This is a genomic window from Herbiconiux moechotypicola (assembly GCF_024979255.1).
Lineage (GTDB): Bacteria > Actinomycetota > Actinomycetes > Actinomycetales > Microbacteriaceae > Herbiconiux > Herbiconiux moechotypicola.
Window position 1 is genome coordinate 17,478 of the sequence record NZ_JANLCN010000014.1, and the last position, 22,789, is coordinate 40,266.

Sequence of the window (22,789 nt, forward strand, 5' to 3'; positions counted from 1 at the left end):
GACCAGAGAACGAGAAACGGGGTACAGCAGATGTTGGAAGAACTGAAGAAGCAGGTCGTCGAGGCCAATCGCGGGCTGAAGGACGCAGCTCTCGCGATCCTGACCTGGGGGAACGCGTCGGGTTTCGACCCGGAGTCGGGGCTCGTCGTCATCAAGGGGAGCGGCGTCGCCTACGAAGACATGGGCGTGGACGATCTGGCGGTCGTCGACCTCGACGGAAACGCGGTCGAGGGCGCGGCCACGCCGTCCACCGACCTCGCCACACACCTCACGCTCTACCGCAATTTCCCCTCGGCTCGGGGCGTGATCCACACCCACTCCCTGTACGCCACCGCCTGGGCGCAACTCGGCCGGGACATCCCCTGCTACGGAACGACGCACGCCGACTACTTCCCGGGCCCGATCCCGTGCACCCGCACGCTCGGGAGCGACGAGGTCTCCGGCGACTACGAGCTCGCCACGGGTGATGCCATCGTGCAGCGATTTGCCGATCTCGATCCGGCGAAGATGCGCGCCGTGCTGGTGCGCTACCACGGCCCGTTCGTCTGGGGGTCCTCGCCCGCCGACGCCCTTCACAACGCGATGGTGTTGGAGTACGTCTCGCAGCAGGCCTTCAACACCTCGGTTCTCTCCGGGGGTGCCGATCCGACGATTGATCGCGATCTCATGCACAAGCACTACGAGCGCAAGTTCGGAAAGGATGCCTACTATGGCCAGTCTCCCGCCGCACGCGTCCGTTGACCAGCAGGCCCGCGCCGTGCTGCGGGTGGAGTCAGCCGCGATCGCGGCGCTGGCCGACCGGATGGACTGGAGCGCCGTCGAATCGCTCGTCGACCTCCTACTCGAACCCGGCGGGCGTGTCTTCACCTCCGGCTGCGGCACATCCGGAGCCGCCGCTAAGAAGATCGCCCACACCCTGAGCTGCGTGGGTTGCTCGGCGTCGTTCCTCAACCCGTCGGATGCCCCGCACGGCGCACTCGGGGCGGTGCGGCGTGGTGACGTGGTGATTCTGATCTCGAAGGGGGGCGGTACCGAGGAGCTGGTGCGGCTCTTGCCCGCCCTCGCGAGCCTGGGCGTCCGCATCGTGGCGATCACCGGTGTGCCCGACTCCGTCATCGGCCGCAAGGCGGAGATCACGCTGCGGGTCGAGGTCGACGCAGAACCCGACCCGTTCAACATGCTCGCCACCGCCAGCACCCTGGCCGTGACCGCGGTGATGGATGCCGTGACCATCTGCGTGATGCAGCGCAACGGCTTCGACCGCCGGCAATTCGGCGTCATCCACCCTGGTGGCGCTGTCGGGGAACGACTGGCAGCGCACAGCTGATCGCGCCCGGCGCCCCCGAATCACAAACCACCACAGTAAAGGAATCCCATGACAAACTCATCGCGCGTACTGAAGTACGGAATGGTCGGAGGCGGCGACGTCTCCAGCGTCGGAGAGCTCCACCGGAACGCCCTCCGGTTGAACGGCGACGCCGAACTCGTCGCCGGTGTCTTCTCGCACGATCTCGAGAAGTCCCGGCGCACGGGTGCGGAACTCGGCGTCGACGCATCCCGCATCTATGCATCCGCCGACGAGATGGCGGAACGCGAGGCAGCTCGCGAGGACGGCATCGATTTCGTCGACATCTCGACGCCGAACGCCTATCACTACGCCGCGTCAAAGGCGTTCCTGGAACTCGGCATCCACGTCGCCTGCGAGAAGCCCCTGTGTCTCACCCCCGAGGAGGGCGTGGACCTGGAGGAGGTCGCTGCCCGCACGGGCGCCCTGTTCTGCCTGATGCACACCTTCACCGGGCACGCGATGTCGCGTGAAGCGCGCGCCCTCTACGAAGACGGAGTCATCGGCGAGCTCCGCACCGTGGTGGTCGAGTACCCGCAGGACTGGCTGGTCGACGCGCTCGAGAAGGAGACCGAGGAGACGAAGACCTGGCGGTCGATCCCCGCGCTCTCCGGTCGCGGTGCCGCGATCGGCGACATCGGATCACACATGGAGAACTGGGTGCACTACGTGACCGGGTTGGGCATCCACTCCGTGCTCGCCAACCTGGAGGCCCTGGGGTCGGGCACCATGCTCGACAACAACTTCCAGGTGATCACGAAGTTCGAGAACGGCGCGTCCGGGTTCTTCTGGGGCAGCCAGGTGGCGGTCGGCTACGACAACGCGTTCAAGGTGATGCTGCTCGGCGAGAAGGGGTCGCTGGAGTTCTGGCAGGAGAACAACAACTACCTCGTGCTGCGCCTGCGCGATCAGCCGATGCAGGTGCTGTCGCGGGGGAGCGCCTACTCCCGGCCCGAGTCGCTGAAGTACCTCCGCACCCCGAAGGGGCACCCGGAGGGCCTCACGGAGGCGTTCGCTAACATCTACAGTGCGTTCGCCGACGCGATTCGGGATCGTCGTGACGGAACGGTGAAGCCCGAGCAGGAGTATGGCTACCCGACTTTGGCCATGGGAGTCGCCGGCGTGCGCTTCTTCAACGCCTGCGTGGACAGCCAGGAGGCGGGGAACGCCTGGGTCGAGCTGTGAGCACCACGGCGGAGCCGCTGTACTCGATCGGCGTCGACTTCGGCACCCTGTCCGGGCGGGCGGTGCTGGTGGATGTTGCGAGTGGCGACATTGTGGCCACCAGCGTGCTCGACTACCCGCACGGCGTGATGAGCAGGCATCTGCCCTCGGGCCGGGAGCTTCCGGCCGACTGGGCCTTGCAGCATCCGTTCGATTACGTCGAGGTGCTGGCGACAACCATACCGGACGTGCTGGCCACCGCGGATGTCGACGGCTCGCGGGTGGTGGGGCTCGGCCTCGATTTCACCGCCTGCACCGTGCTGCCGATCCTTGCCGACGGTACCCCGCTGTGCACGCTCGCGGAGTTCGCTGACGAGCCGCACGCGTTCGTGAAGCTCTGGAAGCATCACGCGGCGCAGCCCTACGCGACGAGGATCACCGAGGTCGCGGAGGCTCGCGGCGAGGCCTGGCTGTCGCGGTACGGCGGGAGGATCTCGTCGGAGTGGATGTTCCCGAAGATCTGGGAGACCCTCGACCTGGCCCCCGCGGTCTACGCCCGCGCCGACGAGTTCATCGAGGCTGGCGACTGGGTGATCCGGCAGCTGACCGGTGTGCCTGTGCGCAGCGCCGCGCTGGCCGGCTACAAGGCCATGTGGGATGCCGAGAGCGGCTTCCCGGACAACTCCTTCTGGGCCGCCGTGGAGAGCGGGCTGGTCGGGGTCGGTGCGAAGCTCCCCGGCCCGTTTCGGCCGGCCGGCTCCCGCGCCGGATCCCTCCTCCCGGAGATGGCCGCGCTCACGGGGTTGCCCGTGGGCACGCCCGTGGCGGTCGCCAACAGCGACGCCTATGTCTCGGCGCCGGCGCTCGGTGTGACCGGAACGGGCGATCTCTTCTCGATCGTCGGAACCTCGAGCTGCACCTTGATCCTAGACGAGTCGTTCCGGCCGGTCCCCGGGATCTCCGGATGCGTGCACGACGGCATTCTCTCCGGATTCTTCGGCTACGAGGCGGGGCAGGCGGCGGTCGGGGACATCTTCGCGTGGTTCGTGCGGGAGAGCGTGCCGGCGTCATATGTCGAGGAGGCGCGGAGACTCGGCCTTGACATCTTCGTCTACCTGGAGTCGCTCGCCCGGGAGCTCGCGCCCGGCGCGAACGGTCTCGTGGCCCTCGACTGGTGGAACGGCAACCGGAGCGTGCTGGTCGACGCCGAGCTGTCCGGGCTCCTCGTGGGTTTGACCCTTCAGACCACCGCGGCGGAGGTCTATCGGGCGCTCCTGGAATCCGTCGCCTTCGGAATGCGGACGATCGTCGACACCTTCGTCGAGCACGGCGTCGCGGTCGACACGATGACCGTCACCGGCGGAATCTCGCAGAAATCGCCCCTGCTCATGCAGATCTATGCGGATGTGACGGGTCGAGAGATCCGGGCCTCGCAATTGGCGATCGGCCCGGCCCTCGGGTCGGCCATCTTCGGCGCCGTCGCGGCCGGCCTGGCGGGTCGGGGATACTCGACCATCTCGGAGGCGGCCGCGGCGATGGCCAGCCGGGACGACATCCGGTACCTGCCCGATCAGGGACGGCACCGGGCGTACGGCGAGCTCTACGAGCAGTACGTTCAGCTGCACGAGCACTTCGGTCGAGGCGGCAGCGACGTGATGCGCGCTTTGCGCCGCATCAGCGCCGCCGCGCGCGAGTAGGCGGCGTGCGCGAGCAGCCGGCTCGCGCGGTCAGTCCGCTTGCGTTCCGGCGTCGACCACTCGCCGCTGCGCGCGGAAGACGACGCGGTCGGCGCGCCACTGGCTGAGGCTGTATTCCCAGACCTTGCCCGTGTCGTCGGAGAGCACCTGATCGCGCATCAGGATGGGCGCCCCGGCCTCCACGTCGAGCAGCGCCGCGACCTGGGCGTCGGCCATCCGGGAGTCGACCGAGATCTCGATGCCGCCGAAGTCGACCCCGTACTCCACGGGGAACTGCCCCGTGAGCGGAACCTGGTGCTCGACCTCCTCGAAACGGGTGCGGCCGGACTTCGCCCCGGTGGGCGAGAAGGCGGTGTTGACCGCGACGATCTCGTCGTTCATCATCAGGTGGTGCTCGGTCACCACGAGGGTCCCGGAGGCTCCGAACTTCGACGAGAGGAACTCGCCGTCGTCGATCACGAACTTGTCGGTCTGGCGCCGGGTGAGGTGGAACCGGGGGTCGAGCGAGGTGAAGTCGAAGAGGTCGATCGGCACGGGTGCGGCCGCCACGAAGGTGCCGATGGACACCTGGCGGGTGAGGAGGCCCTCCTCGGTGAGCAGACGCAGCACCTCGCGCACCTCGGCGCGGGAGAAGAGCCATTCGTTCGAGAGCCGGCGTTCGTCGATCGGCGTGCTCGGATCCCAGTCGCCGAGCTTCACCGCCATCCGCAGCAGCGCATAGAGGCGATGGGCGCCGTGCTGCTTGGGCTGGCGGGTCTTGAACGGCCTCGGTGTCTCCATGAACCTGCCCTCCATCGACCTGCGCGTGCCACCGGAACGGAGATGCCGGCGGGAGTGGAGTCGTCCTCCATCCCGCCGGCATCGTCGTCCTGCCGATTTTAGCCCGTCGTCACTTGCTCTTCGTGATCTGGGTGTAGTCGACGAACTGGTCGGTGCGCCAGACGAACCCGTCGACCGTGGAGGAGTACGCCAGGGCCGGCTGGATCGCGGCCACGAAGTTCAGCGGCGACTCGTTCACGAGGTAGTTCTCCGCGGCGCTCCACTTCACCCCCGCGGCATCCGAGAGCGGGTCGGGCTCGGCCTCCGCCGCGGTGACGAGGTTCTCGAACTCCGTCGAGGTCCAGTCGGCGAGGTTGTTGCGCGAATCCGGATGCGTGTACAGCCGCAGCTCATAGGAGGGAACGAGGCTGATGGCGTAGTCGCGGGTGAGGAACGCCTGCGGGGTGTGGTCGCCACGACCCTCGAAGAACACCGACTGCGACACCTTCTCGATCGAGATGTCGAGGCCCGACTCGGCGGCCGCGGTCTTCATCTGCACCGCGGCGCTCTCCAGCTCCGGAACGGTGGAATCGACCGTCAGAGTGAACGAGATGCCATCCGGATGCCCCGCCTGAGCCAGCAGTTCCTTCGCCTTCGCGGGGTCGTAGTCGTACACCGTGAGGTTCTCGTCGGTGTAGCCGGGCGCATCCGGATCGAGCAGTCCACCCGTGCCGCGTGTGGCCCGACCGAAGTAGACGTTGTCGATGATCTGGTCGTAGGGAATCGCGTACGACATGGCCTGTCGCACCAGGGTGTCGTCGAACGGCGCCTTGTTGGTGAGCATCGACATGATCAGCCAGGCATTCGACTTCGCCGCCGTCGGCACGGTGATGGTGCTCGAATCGGCGAGCTCGGCCAGATCCTGCGGTTCGAGGTTGAGAGCCATGTCGACATCGCCCGACGACAGCGCGTTGAAGCGCGTGCCCGCATCCGGGATCACCCGCATCCGCACCTCGTTCGGTCCCGTTCCGAGGTCGCTCGGGAACCCGGGGTTCTTCACGAGGTCGACCGACTGGCCCGCCACGTAGTCGCCCACCGAGTAGGGGCCGAAGCCGAAGTTCGGGTTGGAGTCCGACCAGGCCAGGGCGTACGGGTCGTCGGCCGTCGCGTGCTCCTTCAGCAGCACCGAGTCGTAGATGTAGCCGGTGTAGTCGGCCATCACGGCCAACAGCAACAGGCCGTCGGACGCGGATGCGATGGTCACGGCGACGGTGGAGTCGTCGACCTTGCTGAACTGGCTCGCGCTCGTGATCGCTGGGGCGTTCACCTCGGGGGTCTGACCGCCCTCGGCGCCGAACTTGCGCTCGTACGACCAGATCACGTCGTCGACGGTGAGCGGGTTTCCGGCGGCGCTCGTGATGTCGTCGCGCAGGTGGAAGGTGTAGGTGAGGCCGTCTTCGCTCACATCGTAGCTCTTGGCGAGGTACGGGCCGAACGAGTAGAGATCCTGCCCGGGAACCGTGTCGGCGCCGGTTTCGACGTAGGGCTTGCGGATGAGCGTGGCCCGGACGTTCGTGAGGATGGGCAGGAGCCCGTCGTCGGCGGTGTCGGGCATGCCCCACTTGGAACCGAGAGCGGGGATGGCCACCACCAGGGTGTCGGAGGCGTCGGAGCTGCTGGAATCGGTGGGTGTGCTGTTGGCGGCCGGCGTGCAGGCGGCGAGCAGGCCCACCAGGGCCAGTGCTGCCAGCGCCCGAGGCAGGAGGCCTCGTCTGGATCGTGTCATTGCGGTGTCCTTTCGGGAACAGTGCGTGAGGTGGAGCGTCGGAGGTGCGAAGGGGTCGGAGTTCGTGCGAAAGCTGCGGGAGCCGATCTTCTGCGGGCCTCACCCCCTCCCGGTCGCCCGGCGGTTCGCGACCGAGACCACGAGGGCGTCGCGCACCGAGAGCGTGGCCAGCACGGTTCCGATCAGCGCCGCCGAGGGGAACAGGGCCGTCCACCAGCGGCCGACCGCGGCATCCGACGACCCGCCGGCGATCATCGCGCCCCACTCGGGTGTGGGCGGTTGGAGACCGACGCCGAGAAAGCCCAGGGCCGCGAGGATCATGATCGAGGTGGCGAAGATGAGCGGCAGGTTCTCCACCAGCGGCCAGACCGAGTTCGGCAGCACGCGTGACACGGCGATGCGGAACCGGCCGTAGCCGGCGATCGTCGCGGCATCGATGTAGCCGAGTTCGCGCACCCGCAGCACCTCGGTGCGCACCAGCCGGATCTGCGCCGGACTGAGCACCACGGCCAGGCTGATCACGAGCGAGGGGATGGAGAGCCCGAACGCCACCACCGCCACCAGCGCGGCGGCCATGATCGGGATCGCCTGAAAGAGGTCGAGTCCGCGGCCGATGAGCCGGGTGATCGTGCCCGTGACGCTGCGTTCGCCCTCGAAGAAGCCCACCAGCACCCCGACCGCACCGGAGATGACGGTGGTGAGCACCGCCACCAGGATGCCGAGCAGCACGTCGATGCGGAAGCTCGCGATGGTTCGGGAGAAGACATCCATTCCGGCGGAATCGGTGCCGAACCAGTGCACGCCGTCGGGCGCGCTTCCGGCCGCCCCCACCGACGCGGTCGGCGGGAACGGGAGCCAGTCGTTCGGCCAGAGCGTGAGCACGAGCACGATCGCGGCCGGAACGAGCCAGCCGGCGTGCCGGAGGGCGCCGGCGGAGGGGCGGATGCGCCGACCTGTGCGGCGAGCAGGGGTGCGGCCGGGCGTGGCGCTGAGGGTGAGCGTGTTCGGGGAGTCGGTGACCGTGAGGTCGGTGACAGTGGGGCCGGTGCCAGTCGGGTGCGTGCTCGTCGTTTCGGTGCTCATCGGGTCACTCCCAGGGATCGCCGCCGGTCGACCAGGGCGATGACCAGGTCGCAGATCAGAAAGACCACCAGGCAGATCGCGGCGTACACCACGAGGAAGCTCTGCACGATGACGTAGTCGGCCGATTGGACGGCCTGCACGGCGTACTGCCCGAGCCCGCCGAGGCTGAAGAGCTGCTCGATCACGATCGTGCCGCCGAGCACCATCACGGTGAGGTTGCCGAGGTTCGCCACCGTGGTGGGCGTGGAGTGCTTCAGCATGCTCCAGCGCACGTCGCGGGGGCGCATGCCCACCGCCACCATGAACAGGGTGTGCGGAGCCGAGAGCGCGGTGTCCATCGACACCAGCAGCACCTTCAGCAGCATCGGCGTGTAGGCGAACACGATCACGAGCACCGGCAGCCAGAGGTGCGCCAGCAGGGAGCCGAGGGCGGCGCTGTCGCCCGTGAGCACGGCGTCGATCAGCGGAAAGCCGGTGATGCGCGGCGGCATCGACAGCAGCGGATCGATCGGCCCGAGCGGGGCCGGCGCCATCCGGATCAGGGAATAGAACACGAAGATGAACAGCACGCCGAGCGTGAAGTCGGGGAATGCGCCGGCGGAGCGGCCGAACCAGCGGATCACCCGCCCGATCGGGCTCGTCGGGTGCAGCGAGCCCACGAACGCCAATGCCACCGACACGAGCAGTGTGGCGCCGAGCCCGAGCACGGTCAGCTGCAGGCTGATCGGCAGGCGCTGAGCGAATTGATCGGCGATGCTGGTGCCGTCGCTGATGCCCGTGCCGAGGTCGAAGGTGACCATCCTGAGCAGATAGGTGCCGAGCTGAACGGGCAGGGGGTCGTTCATGCCGAGCGAGTCCTTGACCGAGTCGACCTGTTCGGCCGAGAGGAAGGTGCTCGACGCGGCGAGCGGATCGCCCGGGATCAGTTTCGCGAAGAAGAACACGAACACCGAGAAGACCAGAAGGCTGAGCGGCAGCTGGAGGAGCCGGCGGAGAACCCAATGTCCGGGGATGCGCGGGCGGGACGGGCGGGCATCCGCTCGGGAGTCGGCGCCGGCGCCGGGTTCGCGTGCGGCGGTGGCCGGCAGGGTGGTCTCAGTCGACACGGATCATCTCCCGGTAGGAACGGAGCAGGTGCTTCGTGTAGTCGGCGGCGGGGTTCTCGACGATCTGGTCGGTGCTGCCGCTCTCCACGATGCGGCCGCGGTGCATGACCGCCATGGTGTCGGTCACGAAGGCGCAGGCCGGCAGCCCGTGCGTGATGAACACGAGGCCGGGACGGTGGCCGCCCGTGGGCTGCTTGAGCGCGTTGAGCACCCGCGCCTGCACCGAGACGTCCAGCGCCGAGGTGACCTCGTCGCAGATCAGCATCTCGGGCTCCACCAGCAGACTCCGGATGACCGAGAGCCGTTGCCGTTGCCCGCCCGAGAGCTGGCCGGGATAGCGCTGCAGCACGGCCGGGTCGAGCGCGAAGCGGTGCAGCATCTCGTCGAGCGCGTCGCGCAATCCGGTCTCGCTCGGCCGGCGCAGGTAGCGGGCCGCGAAGGTCACCGATTCGAACACCTTCCGGCCGGGCTCGAACGTGCCCACGCTGTCTTGGCTGACGTACTGCACCGCGCGCCGGAACCACCGCCGTGAGGTCGCGGACTTCAGGATGCCGGCGAGCGGCTTCCCGTTCACCAGCACCTGGCCCGTGGTCGGGGTCTCGAGGCCCACCAGCATCCGGCCCAGCGTGCTCTTGCCCGATCCGGATTCGCCGACAACACCGAGCCGGCCGTCGCCGGGGATGAGCAGATCGAGCTCGTCGACCGCCACGACGGCGGAGCCGAACCGCTTGCCGACGCCGTCGAGGCGGAGGGATTCGAGCGCTGCCGAGCCCGCCATGCCGTTCAGCTCTCCACCGTCGTCAGGAGCGGTCGCCGATAGGAATCCAGGTCCGGGATGCACGCGAACAGGTCGCGCGCGTAGTCCGACCTCGGGTTCTCCAGCACCTCGTCCGTGGGCCCGAACTCCACCATCTCGCCGTGTCGCAGCACCAAGAGACGGTCGACGTAGCGCCGCGCCACGGGGATGTCGTGCGTGATGAGCACGAGCGAGATGCCCCGGGCGCGGCAGGCGGTGGTGAGCAATTCCATCGTCATCACCGTCAGGCCCACGTCGAGCGCACTGGTCGGCTCGTCGGCGATCAGCAGATCGGGTTCGCTGAGCAGCACTTGCGCGAGCATGACGCGCTGACGCATGCCGCCGGAGAGCTCGTAGGGATAGAGCCGTTTCACCCGATCGGGGTCGTGCACGCCCACGTCGTTCAGGGCCGCGTCGATCCGCCGCTCCAGCTCGGCCGCGCCGACCCTCCCGCGGGCCGTGATCGCCTTCTTCACCTGGGCGCCGATGCGGTAGAGCGGATCGAGGGAGGTCATCGCATCCTGGAACAGCATCGCCACCCCCGGTCGGCGGCGCGGCATGGCCGAGCGCGTCGACGAGGAGCGGCGGTACTCGGTGCCGAGCACCCGGATCGACCCGCCGGTGATGGCCGCGCCCGAGAGGTGCTCGAAACCCGCGATCGTCATGCCGAGCGTGGACTTTCCCGATCCCGACTCGCCGATCACCCCGAGGGAGAGCCCGTGGTCGAGCGTGAAGCTCACGTCGTTCAGGGCCGGCCGCGCCGGGTCGCCCGCGGGGTAGGCGACCCGGAGCGCGGCCAGGCGCAGATCGGTGGTGGTGTCGGTCATGCGATGAGCTCCGAATTCCGGTGCGATCGGGTGGGCAGAGGCACGAGCGGGGCTACTCCCAGTCGTTGAGGTTCTCGCGGAAGGTCGAGCCCGAGTACGACTTGCGAATGAGCTTCTGCCGCTTCAGCTCGGGGCAGAGGCCCTCAGTGATCTCCGCCACCGAGCGGCGGCTGATGCCGTGCTGCACACCCTCGATGAGGAACCCGTCGGGGCGACCGGTGGCATCCATCACCTCTTTCATCTGACCGGCGATGGTCTTGGCCGAGCCGATGAAGTCCATGCCGCGGTAGTCGTGACCGGTGATCACCTCGCGCAGGGTCTTGTCTCCGGCGGAGTCGATGACCGCCTTGAGCGTGGTGGTCTCGCCGTTGCCGATCTCCTTGAACATCGGCTCGTCGAGGTCGAACGTCGAATAGTCGAACTCCCCGCCGCTGGCGTACGACATGCCCCACAGGCGCATCTCCATCTGGTCGGGGTCGTGGTTCTCGGCTTCGACGCCGTCGTACCAGGCCTGGCCGTCGGCATCCGTGGCGCCGATGAAGGCGTGCGCGATGTAGAAGATGTGCAGGTCTTCGGGCTTGCGGCCGAACGAGATGAGGCGTTCGTCCATGTCTTTGCGGAAGGTGATCATCTCTTCAGGCGACTGGACGAGCCCGAGCATCACGTCGGCGTTGCGGGCGGCGAGGTCGCGGCCCTTCGGCGAGCCGCCGGCCTGGGCGATGACGGGGCGGCCCTGCGGGCCGGGAGGGCTGTTCAGCGGCCCGCGGGTGCGGTAGTACTTTCCTTCGAAGTTCACCGGGTGCACCTTCGTGTGGTCGGCGAACCGCGGCTCCTCGGTGTCGAGGATCATCGCGCCGGGCTCCCAGGACTCCCAGAGCCGACTCACCGCGTCCATCCACTCCTCGGCCCGCACGTAGCGCTCGTCGTGTTCGAACATCCGGTCGTAGCCGTAGTTCTGCGCGACTCGGTGGCTGACCGAGGTCACCACGTTGAAGCCGATGCGGCCGTTGGAGAGGTGGTCGAGCGTGGTGCCGAGGCGGGCCGCGAGGTAGGGATGGTACTGCATGGTGGAGATCGTCGGCACGATCCCGATGTGCGAGGTCGCCTGGGCGATCAGCGGGGCGAGCGGCATCGGGTCGTTCTTGGGGGCCATCAGGGCGAACTTCAGCGCGACATCCATCGAGCCCTGGTAGGTGTCCTCGATCATGGCGGTGTCCTCCATGAAGAACATGTCGAATCCGCCGCGCTCCATCGATCGGGCGATGTCGACCCAGAAATCCGAGCCCGCCCACTCGCTGCGGTGCTCGCCCGACCAGGGCTGGTACCAGGTCTTCGGGCTGTAGCCGTCGACGAACCATCCGAGTTTGAACATGGGGCTTTCTCCTTCTTGTCGCTTGGTGCTTGGTGCGTCCGCTCAGTGAGCGGGGAACGTGGGGGATGCTGGGGTTGTCGAGACCGTGGAGACCCCAGAGATCCGATCGATGACGGAGGCGGCATCGATGGCGATCTGCTGTCGGTTCGGCAGGGCGAGCGCCGCCAGGCAGGAGTCGAGGCTCTCCGGGCGGCGCACGCCCGGAATCGGGCAGGTGCCCTGCTCGAGCAGCCAGAGCAGCAGCACCTGGTGGGGTGTGCATCCGTGGCGCTCGGCGAGCTCGCGAAGGGCGGGCTCCGTGTCGGGGCGGCTGCCGCTCTCGGCGCCGCCGAATCCGCCCCACGGCAAGAACTCGAGGTCGTGCTCGAGGCAGTGCCGGAGTTCGGGTTCGGCGGCGCGGTTCCAGGGCGAGTACTCGTTCTGCACGGCGGTGAAGCGCTCGCCGAGGATGTCGTGGGCGAGCGCGATCTGGTCGAGGTCGGCGTTCGAGATCCCGACGCGCTCCACCAGTCCGGTGTCGCACAGTGTGGCGAGCGCCCGCAGCGACTCGGCGTAGGGCACGGCCGGGTCGGGCCGGTGCAGGAGGTAGAGGGGGATGGCGTCGAGGCCGAGCCGGTCGAGCGAACGTCGGCAGGCCTGCTCGAGGTCGAGCGGGCTTGCGGCGCTGACCCGGGTGCCGTCGGGGAGGAGGCGTCGGCCGCCCTTGGTGATGACAGCGACCTCGGTGACGTCGCCGCCCCACCGCTCCAGTGCGGCTAGCACGAGGCGCTCCGCGTAGCCTTCGGATTCGCCGGGGAGGTGGTAGCTGTCGGCGGTGTCGATCAGCCGGATGCCGGCGTCGAGCGCCCGCGTGAGCAGCGCTGTGGCCTGCTCGGCCGAGGGCCGCCCGAGGCCGCTGACCGGGAAGGTCCCGACTCCGAGCCGCGGGGTTCCGGCAGTGTGAGATGGCATCTGGTGTCCGCATCCGTAGGTGAATGCTGACGATGCTAGGGAGGCGGGATTTCGGGTCGATTGCGCCAGTGGTGAGCGTGGTGACAGTCGTGTTGCGCCGAACGACCGATTCTTTCGTGGGTGTTACGCCGAGATGCGTTCAGCGAGAGCTGCGGGGGAGGTGAACTGACGAATACACCCGGCCCGAGGCCAGATCGATGAACGGCAGCGGGGTCCGCAGCTCACGGAGGGTGAATAGCATGTCGGCGGCGAGCGCGATCTTCCATCGCTAGGAGAGCTGCGGTCCATGAGAACAGCAGCAGCGCGACGCGCGTGAAGGCGAACAGCACGACGCGCCAGCCGTCCGGCCTGACTGCCGCGGGATCGCGCGCATCGGTGGCGGGGAGGATCAACCACCCCATGAGGAGCACGGCGACGAGCAGCTTGCTAATGGCCATCGTGGCCTCGCCCCGGGACGCGCGCTGGCGGAGACGAAGGTTCGGAGTCCTGATCCTCGGGTCGATAGGGTCTCTGATTGAGACGCTTGTCACGAGGATGCAGGCCACTGCGCTCATCACTACGCCGAGCGGGAGGGAATCTCGCTCTCATTCTAGACAACATAGGTGTGACCCCTGGTGGCGAGTTCCGATGAATGAGAGTGAGTGATCATTGGCGAACCCCGCATTTACCCCGCAGATTGAGAATGAACTGTGCGTAACAACGTGATTGATTCTGACGTCGGGGACATGAGGACAAAGGGTACGTGAGCCGGTTCGACCGAGATGAGGAGCAACGCATCTAATCGTGGGGTCGCGGGTTCAAGTCCCGCTCCCGCTACGGAAAACCCCCGAGATCTCGCCATCTCGGGGGTTTTTGCGTGGGTGGGGCGCAACCGGCCGACGGTCAGGGCTCACCCTCGTCAGGGGCCGAGCAGGGCGAGCGGCACGACTGCGACCCCATCCGCGCGCCGATACGCTCTGGCTCCGGTGGTGACGACGATCCGGTCCGTCAGGCGGTCGCCGAGGCGCTCCTTCAGCCAATTCAGGTGACGCACGTCGGAATCGTCGACTGCAGCGGCCAGCTTCACCTCGATGGCAAGGGTGCGGCCACGGGCCTCGACGATGAGATCGACCTCGTGCGTGCCCGCTTGGTCGCGAAAGTGCGACACTCGGGCTTCGGCCGCCTGAGCATACGTGTGCACGCTGAGAGCCACGAGCGCTTCGAACAGTTGACCGAGGGCCGTTCCCTGTTGGGGGCCGAGCATCGAGTGCGCACTGACGGAGAGGAGCTCGGTCTCGTCGAGATCCATCAGGCGCGCTGCAAGCGCGGGGTCGGCGAGGAAGTGCTTGGGAGCCTTGGCTGGTCGGCCGAGGTCGACGCCCTGCGGGCGCCAGGCCTCGATCGGGTCGAGCAACCAGAGTTGCGTGAGCACGTCGCGGTAGACGATCGTGGTGGGCTTCGAGGGTTTGTCACTGTCGCCGATCGTCGCGGCGTCGAGGATCGTCGTGTAGCTCGCCGTGGAAGCGGTGGCCATCGCGAAGGCCCGGAGCCACGCGCGCAGACTGGCCGGAGAGCGGACTCGATAGCCTTGCTCGACCATGTCGCGTTCCACGACGCGCTCGAGGTAGCCGTCCAGGGCGAGTCGCCGTGCGCGTGGCGCAAGGCCGCGGATGCCGGGGAACCCGGATGCCACGATCTCCTCCACGTACCGTGGCAACGCCCAGTCGGTGGTGGCACTCACCTCGGACTCGCCGCGGAGAAGGGCCGCCAGCGAGACTGCAGGCACGTGGTCCGACCTCTCGGCGACCGAGAGGGGCCGCATCCGCAGGCTCGCAATGCGGCCCGCTCCGGAATGCAGGGGCGCAGCGAGCGGTGCCGCGCTGCCGGCCAGGAGGAATTGACCGCCGCGCCGATCGCGGTCCACCGCTCGTCGCACCTGATCCCACACCTTCGGCAGGCGTTGCCATTCATCGATCAGCAATGGTTTCGCTGCTCGCTCGATGAATCCCGGATCGGCGGAGAACTCGTCGACCCGGGCCGGCTCGTCGAGCGGAACCACTGTCGCTGCGCGTCGCGAGGCCGTCGCCGTCTTGCCCACGCCCTTTGGGCCGTCGAGACTGATCGCGGCGAGCTCGGGAAAGACAGCGTCGAGCTCGTCGTCGACCACACGACGTCGATAGTCACCCATGCTTCTACTTTACCAAAAACAGGTACTTTACTTTACCGATCCCAAGCATTCTGCTTGTCGGATCCCAGGTGGCCCGCTGAGAGGCGCTTGCGCCTCGGAGCGCTCACCTGCCCGCCACGAACAGGTTCTCCGAGACCTGCTCCCAGGCGCCGTCAGCCGCGGGCTCGCCCCCGTCGGCGACGAGAGCGGCCCGGGTCTGGTGGGTGGTCAGCTCCAGGCCGCCCGCGAGGATGCTCGCGGCGGACGAGCAGGCGAGCGCGTACCCGTCGGTCGCTTCCGTCTGGTTCGCGATCAGGCAGATCTGGCCGTTCTCGGTCGTCGCGGCCCAGTAGTCGAACCCGCTTGCTGAACCCACGTGCCGGGTCTCGTCGATCGGCGACGCGGGCTTGAGTCGGTCGATCAGGCCGGCAGGCAGGGCGTCGACCGAGCTGGGGTCCGCGGCGAAGACCTGCACGTACTCGCTCCCGGATGCGGGTGGGTCGGACGTGCATCCGGCCAGGGCCGTCGCCCCGAGGAGTGCCGCGGCGGTGAATGCTGCGGCGGCGACTCGTCGAGAGTGCACTCTCGCGGCTCCTCTCGCCGACCAGCGGAGCCGAGGTGGCCGGCCGCATCATCAACAGGTGATGAACATCCTAACCGCCCGCACCCCGCCGCTCAGGCGTTGAACTCGTCCGGATGCGGTCCGGTGCGGCCGTCGCGGTCGAGGGTGTCGATCGACGCCAGTTCGTCGCCGGCGAGCTCGAAGTCAAACACGTCGAGGTTCTCGGCGATGCGCCGCGGGGTGACGGACTTCGGGATGACGATGCGGCCCTGCTGGAGGTGCCAGCGCAGCACGACCTGAGCCGGGGTCTTGCCGTGGGCGGCGGCGATTCCGGTGACGGTCGGGTCGTCGAGCACGGTGCCCTGCGCGAGCGGGCTCCACACCTCGGTCGCGATGCCGTAACGGGTGTCGGCGGCGACGACCGCGCGGTTCTGGAGGGCCGGGTGCAGCTCGACCTGGTTGACCGCGGGCACCACGGACGACCCGGCGATGAGCCGCTCGAGGTGCGCCGGCTCGAAGTTGGAGACGCCGATCGCCCGCACGCGCCCCTCGGCGTAGAGCGCCTCGAGCGCCCGCCAGGTGTCGAGGTAGAGGCCGCGCTGCGGGGTGGGCCAGTGGATGAGGTAGAGGTCCAGCGCCTCTAGGCCGAGCCTGCCGAGAGTGGCGTCGAAGGCGCGCAGGGTGCTGTCGTAACCCTGGTCGGAGTTCCACACCTTCGAGGTGACGAACAACTCCTCGCGTGCGAGACCCGAGTCGGCGAGGGCGCGGCCGACGCCGGCCTCGTTGCCGTAGATCGCGGCGGTGTCGATGCTGCGGTAGCCGGCGGCCAGGGCGATGGTGACGGCGGCGGTGGTCTCCGCATCCGGAACCTGGAACACGCCGAAGCCGAGCTGGGGGATCTCGACGCCGTTGTTCAGGGTGACGGTCGGGATGATCGGGGTGATGCTCATGAGTTCTCTTTCGTGGGGGAGGCTGCCGGGATGGGCCTGGTTCAGTTCGCGGCGACGGGATCGCCGATGGGCTCGGGTGCGGTCGTGCGACGCCGGGCGCCCGCGGCGGCGACCGCCATCACGATCAGCGCGGCTGCGGTGATGATCGCACCGATCCAGATGGGCGAGGTGTAGCCGAGTCCCGCAGCGATGCCCACGCCGCCCGCCCACGCTCCGAGGGCGTTGCCCACGTTGAAGGCTCCGATGTTCGCGCCGGAGGCGAGGGTGGGCGCGGCGCCGGCGTAGGTCATCACGCGGGTCTGCAGCCCGGGCACCGTGCCGAAGCCGAATCCGCCCATCAGGAACAGCGCGACGACGGTGGCCACGCCGGAGCCGGCGAGGAGGGCGAACAGGGTGAGCACCACGACGAGTGCGGCGATGAAGACGATCAGGGTGCCGTCGACCGAGCGGTCGGCGAAGCGTCCGCCGAGCCAGTTGCCGATGACCAGACCCACGCCGAACAGAACGAGCAGCCACGGGACGGTGCCGGAGGTGAAGCCGCTGACCTCGGTGAGGGTGTAGGCGATGTAGGTGAAGGCCCCGAACATCCCGCCGTAGGCGAGGATCGTGACGACGAGCGAGAGCCACACCTGGCCGGAGCGGAAGGCGGCCAGTTCGCGGCGGATGCTCACCCGCTCCCCGGGGCTGTGCAGCTTCGGCACCAGCACGGCGACCCCGATGAGGGCGAGCACGCCGATCGCCGAGATCGCCCAGAAGGTGGAGCGCCAGCCGAGCTGCTGGCCGAGGAAGGTGCCGAACGGCACACCGAACACGTTCGCCGCGGTGAGGCCGGTGAACATGAAGGCGATCGCGCCGGCCTTCTTCTCGGCCGGCACCAGGCTCGAGGCGACCACGGAGCCGATGCCGAAGAACGCGCCGTGGCAGAGCGCGGCGATGACGCGGCCGAGCATCGCGACGCCGTAGTCGTCGGCGACGGCGGTGAGCAGGTTGCCGACGATGAACAGCACGATCAGGCCGAGCAAGACGGGCTTGCGGGGCAGCCTGGTGGTCACGGCGGTGATGACCAGGGCCCCGACCACCACGCTGAGGGCGTATCCCGAGATGAGCCAGCCGGCGGTGGCTTCGGAGACGTCGAAGTCGGCGGCCACCTCGGGCAGCAGGCCCATGATGACGAACTCGGTCAGTCCGATGCCGAACGCGCCGAGCGCGAGGGCGATCAGTCCTAGAGGCATGAAGGTACTCCTGGTACGCTGAAATTAGTTGCGAACGCGGGATATTGCGTCAGCTGGCATTATCATTGCACACGCAACTATGCCGCGCAAGCAACTAATGCTGAGGAGTGTGCCGCCATGGGCATCGCAGACGACGCCGTCGAGATCCGGGCGCAGGGATGGCGCAGACTCGCCGCTCTGCACGGATTGCTGGAGTCCGCGCTGGAGCGCAGCCTCGGCGACTCGGTCGAGTTGTCGGTGGTGGAGTACACGGTGCTCGACGCGCTCGACCGGCAGGACGGGTGGCACATGCGGATGCAGCAGCTGGCCCGCGCCACCGCGCTCAGTCCCAGCGCCACCACGCGCCTGGTGACCAGGCTTGAAGACCGGGGCCTGCTCACCCGGGTGCTCTGCGCCGACGACCGGCGCGGCATCTACACCGAGCTCACGCCCGCCGGCCGCGACCTCTACGAGCGCGCCCACCCCATCCATGACGAGACCCTGCGGAGGGCGCTCGAAGACGCGGCGGCGCAGCCTGAGCTCGCCCCCGTGGTGGAGGCGCTGCACGATCTCGCGCTGGCTTGAGCCGCTGAACCATGACGGTCAGCTTGGATAGACGGCCTGCGTGATCGTGACGTTCTCACTTTGCTGGCGAGGCCGGTGCCGCCCTCACTCCGCGTCGTGGTCGATCTCGAGGAACGCGACCAGCTCGTCGAGCACGCGCTCGGCGCCTTCGCCCTCGGCCGACAGCGTCACCGTCTCGCCGTGGCCCACGCCGAGACCGAGCAGCGACAGGATGCTCCCCGCCGGCAGCGCGGGGCCGTCCGGCCGCGAGATGGTGACGGGGATGGCCTTCGCCTGCACCTCCTGCACGAAGAGCTTGGCGGGCCGGGCGTGGAGGCCGGTGCTGCTGGCGATGGTGGCGGTGCGCTCGGGCATGGGGTGTCTCCTGGTCGAACGGATGCGGCGGGGTGGGCAGGCGGGCGGGCGGGATGCGCGGAGTCGTCAGGCGACGGCGGGCGCCGGGGTCTTCGCGGTCGGCGCCTGCACCGGAACCGCCTCATCCGCTTCGAACGGCGCCTCGGCCTCGCGCAGCTCCTTCGGGGCCACGAAGCGCTTCAGCACGATCACCAGCACCGCCGAGACCACGGTTCCCGCCACGAGCGCGAGCAGGAACCCCCACAGCGGCGTGATGGCGAAGAACACGAAGATGCCGCCGTGCGGCGCGTACGACTGCACCCCGAACACCATCGTCAGGGCGCCCGTGACCGCACCGCCGGCCATCGAGGCGGGGATGACCCGGAGCGGGTCGGCGGCGGCGAACGGGATGGCGCCCTCCGAGATGAACGAGGCCCCGAGCAGCCATGCGGCCACGCCGTTCTGGCGCTCGAGCGGCGTGAACAGCTTGCGCGCCAGCACCGTCGAGGCGAGCGCCATCGCGAGAGGCGGCACCATGCCCGCGGCCATCACGGCCGCCATGATCAGGTACGGAGCCGTCTCACCGGGTGCGGCCGTGCTGAGGCCCGCCACGGCGAACGCGTACGCCACCTTGTTCACGGGGCCACCGAGGTCGAAGCACTGCATGAGGCCCACGATCACGCCCACGACGACGATGGCGCCGGTGGCGGCGAGGGCGTTGAGCCCCTCGGTCATGCGCTCCATGAGCCACGCGATGGGCCGCCCGAGGAAGAGGATCATGATGCCGGAGGCCACGATCGAGGCGAGCAGCGGGATGATCACCACGGGCATGAGACCGCGAAGCCAACGCGGGGCGGGGAGACGGGTCAGGTACAGCGCGATCACGCCGGCGAGCAGGCCGCCGATGATGCCGCCGATGAAGCCGGCCGACATGAGCACGGCCACGGCGCCCGCCACGAAGCCCGGGGCGATGCCCGGCCGGTCGGCTATCGCGAAGGCGATGTAGCCCGCGAGCGCCGACACCAGGAAGTTCATCGAGGTCGACCCGATCATGAAGGCGACCGAGCCGAGATATTGGCCGAGGGGACCGAGAGGCGAGGTGATGTCCTGCGTCGGGAGGTCCCACAGCGAGTTCTGCACGATCACGGTCGACGCGTGCGCGGTCACCTCGAAGCCGCCGAGCAGGAAGCCGAGGGCGATGAGCAGACCGCCTCCCGCCACGAAGGGGATCATGTAGCTCACACCGGTGAGCAGCACGCGCTGGATGCGCGCCCCGAACGAGCCGGTCGAGGCGGTCGATCCGGATGCGCCGCCGCCCGCCGACGACGCGGTCGCCGACCCCGCCGCCACGCGGGCCCCGTTCGGGTCCTTGGCCGCGGCGACCGCCTCCTCGATGAGCTGCAGCGGCTGCTCGATGCCCCGCTTCACGCCCGAGCGCACGACGGGCTTGCCGGCGAACCGGTTGAGCTCGCGCACGTCGACGTCGGTGGCGAACACGACGGCGTCGGCGTTCTCGATGATCGAGGGCGCCACCGCCTGGTATCCACTCGACCCCTGGGGCTCGACCACGAGGTCGATTCCGGCCTTCTTGCCCGCGGCGGTGAGTGCGTCGGCGGCCATGAACGTGTGGGCGATGCCGGTGGCGCAGGCCGTCACCGCGACGATGCGGGCGGGGCGCCCCTCGATCGAGAGGGCGTCGGCGACGCCGTGCCCGGATGCGGATGCGGACGCGGACGCGGATGCCGAGGCGCCCGGATCCGCCTGCGTGACCGCCGGGGCGGCCGTCGCCGCCGCATCCCCCTCTCCGAGTGCCCCGCCCACGATCCCGACGACCTCCTCCGCCGTCGTCGCCGCCCGCAGCCGGGCCGTGAACTCGTCCTGCATGAGGCTGCGGGCGAGCCGCGACAGCACGGCGAGGTGCGCCTCGGCGGCATCCGCCGGCGCGGCGATGAGAAACACGAGGTCGGCCGGACCGTCCGGGGCTCCGAAGGCCACCCCCGGGTCGAGGCGGGCGAACGCCAGCGAGGGCACCGTGACCGCCGGGCTCTTCGCGTGCGGGATGGCGATGCCGCCCGGCAGGCCGGTCTCGTCCTTCTCTTCGCGCGCCCACGCGTCGGCGAACAGTGCTGCGGCATCGGTCGCGCGGCCCTGCGCGACGACGCGCTCGGCGAGTGCGCGGATCACCGAGGCCTTGTCGTCGCCGAGCTCTCCGTCGAGCGACACCAGTTCGGTGGTGATGGTCTGGGACATGATGTGACCTCCATGGTCAATCGGTGAGGGTGCGGGTGGGGCGTGACGTCACGCCTCGATGCGGGAGACCGTGATCTCGCTGTCGGGGATGTCTCGCGGGGTGGGGATCTGGGTGCCGGGAAGCGAGGCGGCGGATGCGCCGTAGGCGACGGCGAGACGCAGGCGCTCGGCCGGCGGGGCGCCGGCCGCTTCCGCGATGAGGTAGCCCGCCAGGGCGCTGTCGCCCGCCCCGACCGTGCTCGCCACCGCGATCTTCGGCGCTCGTGCCGCGTAGCTGCCGTCGGCGGTGAGAAGGAGTGCCCCCTCGGCGCCGAGGGTGACGAGGGCGGCCCCGACGGTGTCGAGTGCGAGGGCCCGGCCGCCCGCGCGAGCCAGGGCGATCGCCTCGTCGGCGGTCGCGCATCCGGTCAGTTCGGCGAGCTCGAACTCATTGGGCTTGATGAGATCGGGCCGGCCTTCGGCGACCACGCGCGCCAGCGCCTCGCCCGAGGTGTCGACGGCGATGCGCGGGGCGGCGGTGCCCAGCCGAGAGCGGAGCGCCGCGATGGTGTCGGCGTAGAAGCTGCTGCCCGCGCCGGGAGGGAGCGATCCCGCCAGCACCACCCACGAGGCCCCCTCGGCCGCCGCGACGATGCCGTAGACGAGCGCCTCGCGTTCCGCCGCGCTCAGCTCGGCGCCGGGCAGGTTGATCTTGGTCGTCGTGCCGTCGGGCTCGGCCACGGTGAGGTTCGACCTCACCCGGCCGGCCACCTCCACCCGGCGCACGGCGATGCCGGTGCGGCGCAGCAGCGGCAGATAGGGGTCGTCGTCGGCGCACGGCACGACCGCGGTCACGTCGAGACCCGCGGCGGTCAGCGCCCGGGCGACGTTGACACCCTTGCCCCCGGCGTCCTCCCGGCTGCCGGATGCGCGCTGCACGGCTCCCGGCACGAGCGGGCCGTCGAGACCGACGGTGCGGTCGAGCGACGGGTTGGCGGTGACGGTGACGATCATGCGAGCCACACGTCGACGTTCGCCTCGCGCGCGGCCTCGGCCAGCGCGGCGGGAAGGGGGGTGTCGGTGACCAGCACGTCGATCTCGGCGAGCGCGGCGAACGAGACGAGGCGTTCGCGCTCGAACTTGCTGCCGTCGACCACCAGCACGACCCGGCGGGCGGCGCGCACGATGGCGATCTTGACCGCAGCCTCTTCGGGGTCGGGGGTGCTCGCACCGAATCCGGCGGAGAGCGCGTTCGTGCCGAGGAACGCCACGTCGGGGCGCAGGCCCGAGATCACCCGCACCGTCTCGGCACCGACAGCGGCCCCGGTCACGCCGCGCACGCGGCCGCCGACGATGGAGAGCGACACGCCCTCGGCCGCGGAGAGCGCGGGGGCGAGCGAGAACGAGTGGGTCACGACCTCGGCGCGGCCACCGACAGATGCGAGCCGCGAGCCCAGCCGGTCGGCCACGGCCGCCGTGGTGGTGCCGGCGTCGAAGTAGACCGAGCCCTGGAAGCCGTCGCCGAGCACCTCGAGCGCGCGCTGGGCGATGGCGTTCTTGGCCTCGCTGTGCTGCACGGCGCGATCGGCCGTCGACTGCTCGACCGTGCTGGTGCGGTCGAGGTGCACCGCGCCGCCGTGCACCCGCCGGAGCACGCCGTCGCGCTCGAGGGCGTCGAGGTCGCGGCGCACCGTCTCGGTGGTCACGTCGAACTGGGTGGCGAGCTCGAGCACTCCCACGCGGCCCGTCTCCGACAGCATCCGCGCGATCTGCTCCTGCCGCTCCGTTGCGTACATGCTCACCCTCTCCGTTCTGAGTCCACACAGTACAACACAAAACAACAGGCTATGCCAGAAGAAAACCAACTATTCCAACAATTCGACCTCG

At 69.1% G+C, this 22,789-nt stretch carries 22 protein-coding genes; 5 read left to right on the forward strand and 17 right to left on the reverse strand.

All coding sequences use genetic code 11. From position 1 onward, the window contains the following. The first annotated feature begins 30 nt into the window (after positions 1-30). The 4 genes from araD to N1031_RS18130 are packed head-to-tail and all read left to right on the forward strand — an operon-like array spanning position 31 to position 4,206. On the forward strand, positions 31-741 hold the full coding sequence (gene araD / locus N1031_RS18115) for an L-ribulose-5-phosphate 4-epimerase AraD (protein WP_259481255.1): 711 nt from the start codon (positions 31-33) through the stop codon (positions 739-741). After that, a complete protein-coding gene (locus N1031_RS18120) occupies positions 710-1,327 on the forward strand; it encodes a KpsF/GutQ family sugar-phosphate isomerase (RefSeq protein WP_259481256.1) in 618 nt (205 codons plus the stop codon). The genes araD and N1031_RS18120 overlap by 32 nt, the downstream gene beginning before the upstream one ends. A 48-nt stretch (positions 1,328-1,375) precedes the next feature. After that, positions 1,376-2,530, forward strand: coding sequence for a Gfo/Idh/MocA family protein (locus N1031_RS18125; protein ID WP_259481258.1), 1,155 nt, complete (start codon positions 1,376-1,378; stop codon positions 2,528-2,530). Continuing rightward, the gene (locus tag N1031_RS18130) at positions 2,527-4,206 is read left to right on the forward strand and encodes a ribulokinase (protein WP_259481260.1); all 1,680 of its coding nucleotides are present in this window, start codon (positions 2,527-2,529) and stop codon (positions 4,204-4,206) included. The genes N1031_RS18125 and N1031_RS18130 overlap by 4 nt, the downstream gene beginning before the upstream one ends. Positions 4,207-4,236: 30 nt before the next feature. Here the strand turns inward: N1031_RS18130 and N1031_RS18135 are convergent, their stop codons facing one another. The 13 genes from N1031_RS18135 to N1031_RS18195 form a co-directional block, all read right to left on the reverse strand. Next, positions 4,237-4,986: a GntR family transcriptional regulator gene (locus N1031_RS18135; RefSeq protein WP_259481263.1), complete on the reverse strand. Its 750-nt coding sequence runs from the start codon at positions 4,984-4,986 to the stop codon at positions 4,237-4,239. A 109-nt stretch (positions 4,987-5,095) separates the two neighbouring features. Continuing rightward, entirely contained in the window at positions 5,096-6,751 is a 1,656-nt protein-coding gene (locus tag N1031_RS18140) for an ABC transporter substrate-binding protein (RefSeq protein WP_259481264.1), read from the reverse strand. Between the two features lie 99 nt (positions 6,752-6,850). Further along, positions 6,851-7,834 (reverse strand): ABC transporter permease, encoded by a 984-nt coding sequence (locus N1031_RS18145; RefSeq protein ID WP_259481265.1) that lies wholly within the window; start codon positions 7,832-7,834, stop codon positions 6,851-6,853. Beyond that, on the reverse strand, positions 7,831-8,940 hold the full coding sequence (locus N1031_RS18150; protein WP_259481267.1) for an ABC transporter permease: 1,110 nt from the start codon (positions 8,938-8,940) through the stop codon (positions 7,831-7,833). The genes N1031_RS18145 and N1031_RS18150 overlap by 4 nt, the downstream gene beginning before the upstream one ends. Beyond that, positions 8,930-9,718, reverse strand: coding sequence for an ABC transporter ATP-binding protein (locus tag N1031_RS18155; protein WP_259481269.1), 789 nt, complete (start codon positions 9,716-9,718; stop codon positions 8,930-8,932). The genes N1031_RS18150 and N1031_RS18155 overlap by 11 nt, the downstream gene beginning before the upstream one ends. Before the next feature lie 5 nt (positions 9,719-9,723). Next, on the reverse strand, positions 9,724-10,563 hold the full coding sequence (locus N1031_RS18160; RefSeq protein WP_259481271.1) for an ATP-binding cassette domain-containing protein: 840 nt from the start codon (positions 10,561-10,563) through the stop codon (positions 9,724-9,726). 52 nt (positions 10,564-10,615) lie between these two features. After that, entirely contained in the window at positions 10,616-11,935 is a 1,320-nt protein-coding gene (locus N1031_RS18165; RefSeq protein WP_259481272.1) for an NtaA/DmoA family FMN-dependent monooxygenase, read from the reverse strand. Between the two features lie 42 nt (positions 11,936-11,977). Continuing rightward, a complete protein-coding gene (locus tag N1031_RS18170) occupies positions 11,978-12,886 on the reverse strand; it encodes an aldo/keto reductase (RefSeq protein ID WP_259481274.1) in 909 nt (302 codons plus the stop codon). 221 nt (positions 12,887-13,107) lie between these two features. Continuing rightward, positions 13,108-13,323 (reverse strand): hypothetical protein, encoded by a 216-nt coding sequence (locus N1031_RS18175; protein ID WP_259481276.1) that lies wholly within the window; start codon positions 13,321-13,323, stop codon positions 13,108-13,110. 461 nt (positions 13,324-13,784) lie between these two features. Further along, positions 13,785-15,053 (reverse strand): ATP-binding protein, encoded by a 1,269-nt coding sequence (locus N1031_RS18180; RefSeq protein WP_259481279.1) that lies wholly within the window; start codon positions 15,051-15,053, stop codon positions 13,785-13,787. 103 nt (positions 15,054-15,156) lie between these two features. After that, a complete protein-coding gene (locus tag N1031_RS18185; protein WP_259481282.1) occupies positions 15,157-15,615 on the reverse strand; it encodes a hypothetical protein in 459 nt (152 codons plus the stop codon). Between the two features lie 92 nt (positions 15,616-15,707). Continuing rightward, positions 15,708-16,544: an aldo/keto reductase gene (locus N1031_RS18190; RefSeq protein WP_259481284.1), complete on the reverse strand. Its 837-nt coding sequence runs from the start codon at positions 16,542-16,544 to the stop codon at positions 15,708-15,710. Between the two features lie 41 nt (positions 16,545-16,585). Continuing rightward, a complete protein-coding gene (locus N1031_RS18195; protein WP_259481286.1) occupies positions 16,586-17,776 on the reverse strand; it encodes an MFS transporter in 1,191 nt (396 codons plus the stop codon). A gap of 117 nt (positions 17,777-17,893) precedes the next feature. Between N1031_RS18195 and N1031_RS18200 the strand changes: the two genes are divergently transcribed. After that, complete coding sequence (locus tag N1031_RS18200) at positions 17,894-18,340, forward strand: MarR family winged helix-turn-helix transcriptional regulator (protein WP_259481288.1); 447 nt, start codon at positions 17,894-17,896, stop codon at positions 18,338-18,340. A gap of 84 nt (positions 18,341-18,424) precedes the next feature. Here N1031_RS18200 and N1031_RS18205 read toward each other — a convergent pair whose 3' ends face one another. The 4 genes from N1031_RS18205 to N1031_RS18220 all read right to left on the reverse strand — a co-directional run bounded on the left by N1031_RS18205 (position 18,425) and on the right by N1031_RS18220 (position 22,698). Continuing rightward, positions 18,425-18,694 carry an HPr family phosphocarrier protein gene (locus tag N1031_RS18205; protein ID WP_259481291.1) on the reverse strand — a complete coding sequence of 90 codons (270 nt, stop codon included), beginning with the start codon at positions 18,692-18,694 and terminating at the stop codon, positions 18,425-18,427. 66 nt (positions 18,695-18,760) lie between these two features. After that, entirely contained in the window at positions 18,761-20,923 is a 2,163-nt protein-coding gene (locus N1031_RS18210) for a PTS fructose transporter subunit IIABC (RefSeq protein WP_259481292.1), read from the reverse strand. Between the two features lie 48 nt (positions 20,924-20,971). After that, positions 20,972-21,916 carry a 1-phosphofructokinase family hexose kinase gene (locus N1031_RS18215; protein ID WP_259481294.1) on the reverse strand — a complete coding sequence of 315 codons (945 nt, stop codon included), beginning with the start codon at positions 21,914-21,916 and terminating at the stop codon, positions 20,972-20,974. Beyond that, positions 21,913-22,698 carry a DeoR/GlpR family DNA-binding transcription regulator gene (locus tag N1031_RS18220; RefSeq protein ID WP_259481406.1) on the reverse strand — a complete coding sequence of 262 codons (786 nt, stop codon included), beginning with the start codon at positions 22,696-22,698 and terminating at the stop codon, positions 21,913-21,915. The genes N1031_RS18215 and N1031_RS18220 overlap by 4 nt, the downstream gene beginning before the upstream one ends. Positions 22,699-22,789: the final 91 nt, after the last annotated feature.

Bases quoted from the DNA above. Each gene is read 5' to 3' on its own strand.
- araD (WP_259481255.1), top strand. From the start codon at position 31: ATGTTGGAAGAACTGAAGAAGCAGGTCGTCGAGGCCAATCGCGGGCTG.
- N1031_RS18120 (WP_259481256.1), top strand. From the start codon at position 710: ATGGCCAGTCTCCCGCCGCACGCGTCCGTTGACCAGCAGGCCCGCGCC.
- N1031_RS18125 (WP_259481258.1), top strand. From the start codon at position 1,376: ATGACAAACTCATCGCGCGTACTGAAGTACGGAATGGTCGGAGGCGGC.
- N1031_RS18135 (WP_259481263.1), bottom strand. From the start codon at position 4,986: ATGGAGACACCGAGGCCGTTCAAGACCCGCCAGCCCAAGCAGCACGGC.
- N1031_RS18140 (WP_259481264.1), bottom strand. From the start codon at position 6,751: ATGACACGATCCAGACGAGGCCTCCTGCCTCGGGCGCTGGCAGCACTG.
- N1031_RS18145 (WP_259481265.1), bottom strand. From the start codon at position 7,834: ATGAGCACCGAAACGACGAGCACGCACCCGACTGGCACCGGCCCCACT.
- N1031_RS18155 (WP_259481269.1), bottom strand. From the start codon at position 9,718: ATGGCGGGCTCGGCAGCGCTCGAATCCCTCCGCCTCGACGGCGTCGGC.
- N1031_RS18160 (WP_259481271.1), bottom strand. From the start codon at position 10,563: ATGACCGACACCACCACCGATCTGCGCCTGGCCGCGCTCCGGGTCGCC.
- N1031_RS18165 (WP_259481272.1), bottom strand. From the start codon at position 11,935: ATGTTCAAACTCGGATGGTTCGTCGACGGCTACAGCCCGAAGACCTGG.
- N1031_RS18170 (WP_259481274.1), bottom strand. From the start codon at position 12,886: ATGCCATCTCACACTGCCGGAACCCCGCGGCTCGGAGTCGGGACCTTC.
- N1031_RS18175 (WP_259481276.1), bottom strand. From the start codon at position 13,323: ATGGCCATTAGCAAGCTGCTCGTCGCCGTGCTCCTCATGGGGTGGTTG.
- N1031_RS18180 (WP_259481279.1), bottom strand. From the start codon at position 15,053: ATGGGTGACTATCGACGTCGTGTGGTCGACGACGAGCTCGACGCTGTC.
- N1031_RS18190 (WP_259481284.1), bottom strand. From the start codon at position 16,544: ATGAGCATCACCCCGATCATCCCGACCGTCACCCTGAACAACGGCGTC.
- N1031_RS18195 (WP_259481286.1), bottom strand. From the start codon at position 17,776: ATGCCTCTAGGACTGATCGCCCTCGCGCTCGGCGCGTTCGGCATCGGA.
- N1031_RS18200 (WP_259481288.1), top strand. From the start codon at position 17,894: ATGGGCATCGCAGACGACGCCGTCGAGATCCGGGCGCAGGGATGGCGC.
- N1031_RS18205 (WP_259481291.1), bottom strand. From the start codon at position 18,694: ATGCCCGAGCGCACCGCCACCATCGCCAGCAGCACCGGCCTCCACGCC.
- N1031_RS18210 (WP_259481292.1), bottom strand. From the start codon at position 20,923: ATGTCCCAGACCATCACCACCGAACTGGTGTCGCTCGACGGAGAGCTC.
- N1031_RS18215 (WP_259481294.1), bottom strand. From the start codon at position 21,916: ATGATCGTCACCGTCACCGCCAACCCGTCGCTCGACCGCACCGTCGGT.
- N1031_RS18220 (WP_259481406.1), bottom strand. From the start codon at position 22,698: ATGTACGCAACGGAGCGGCAGGAGCAGATCGCGCGGATGCTGTCGGAG.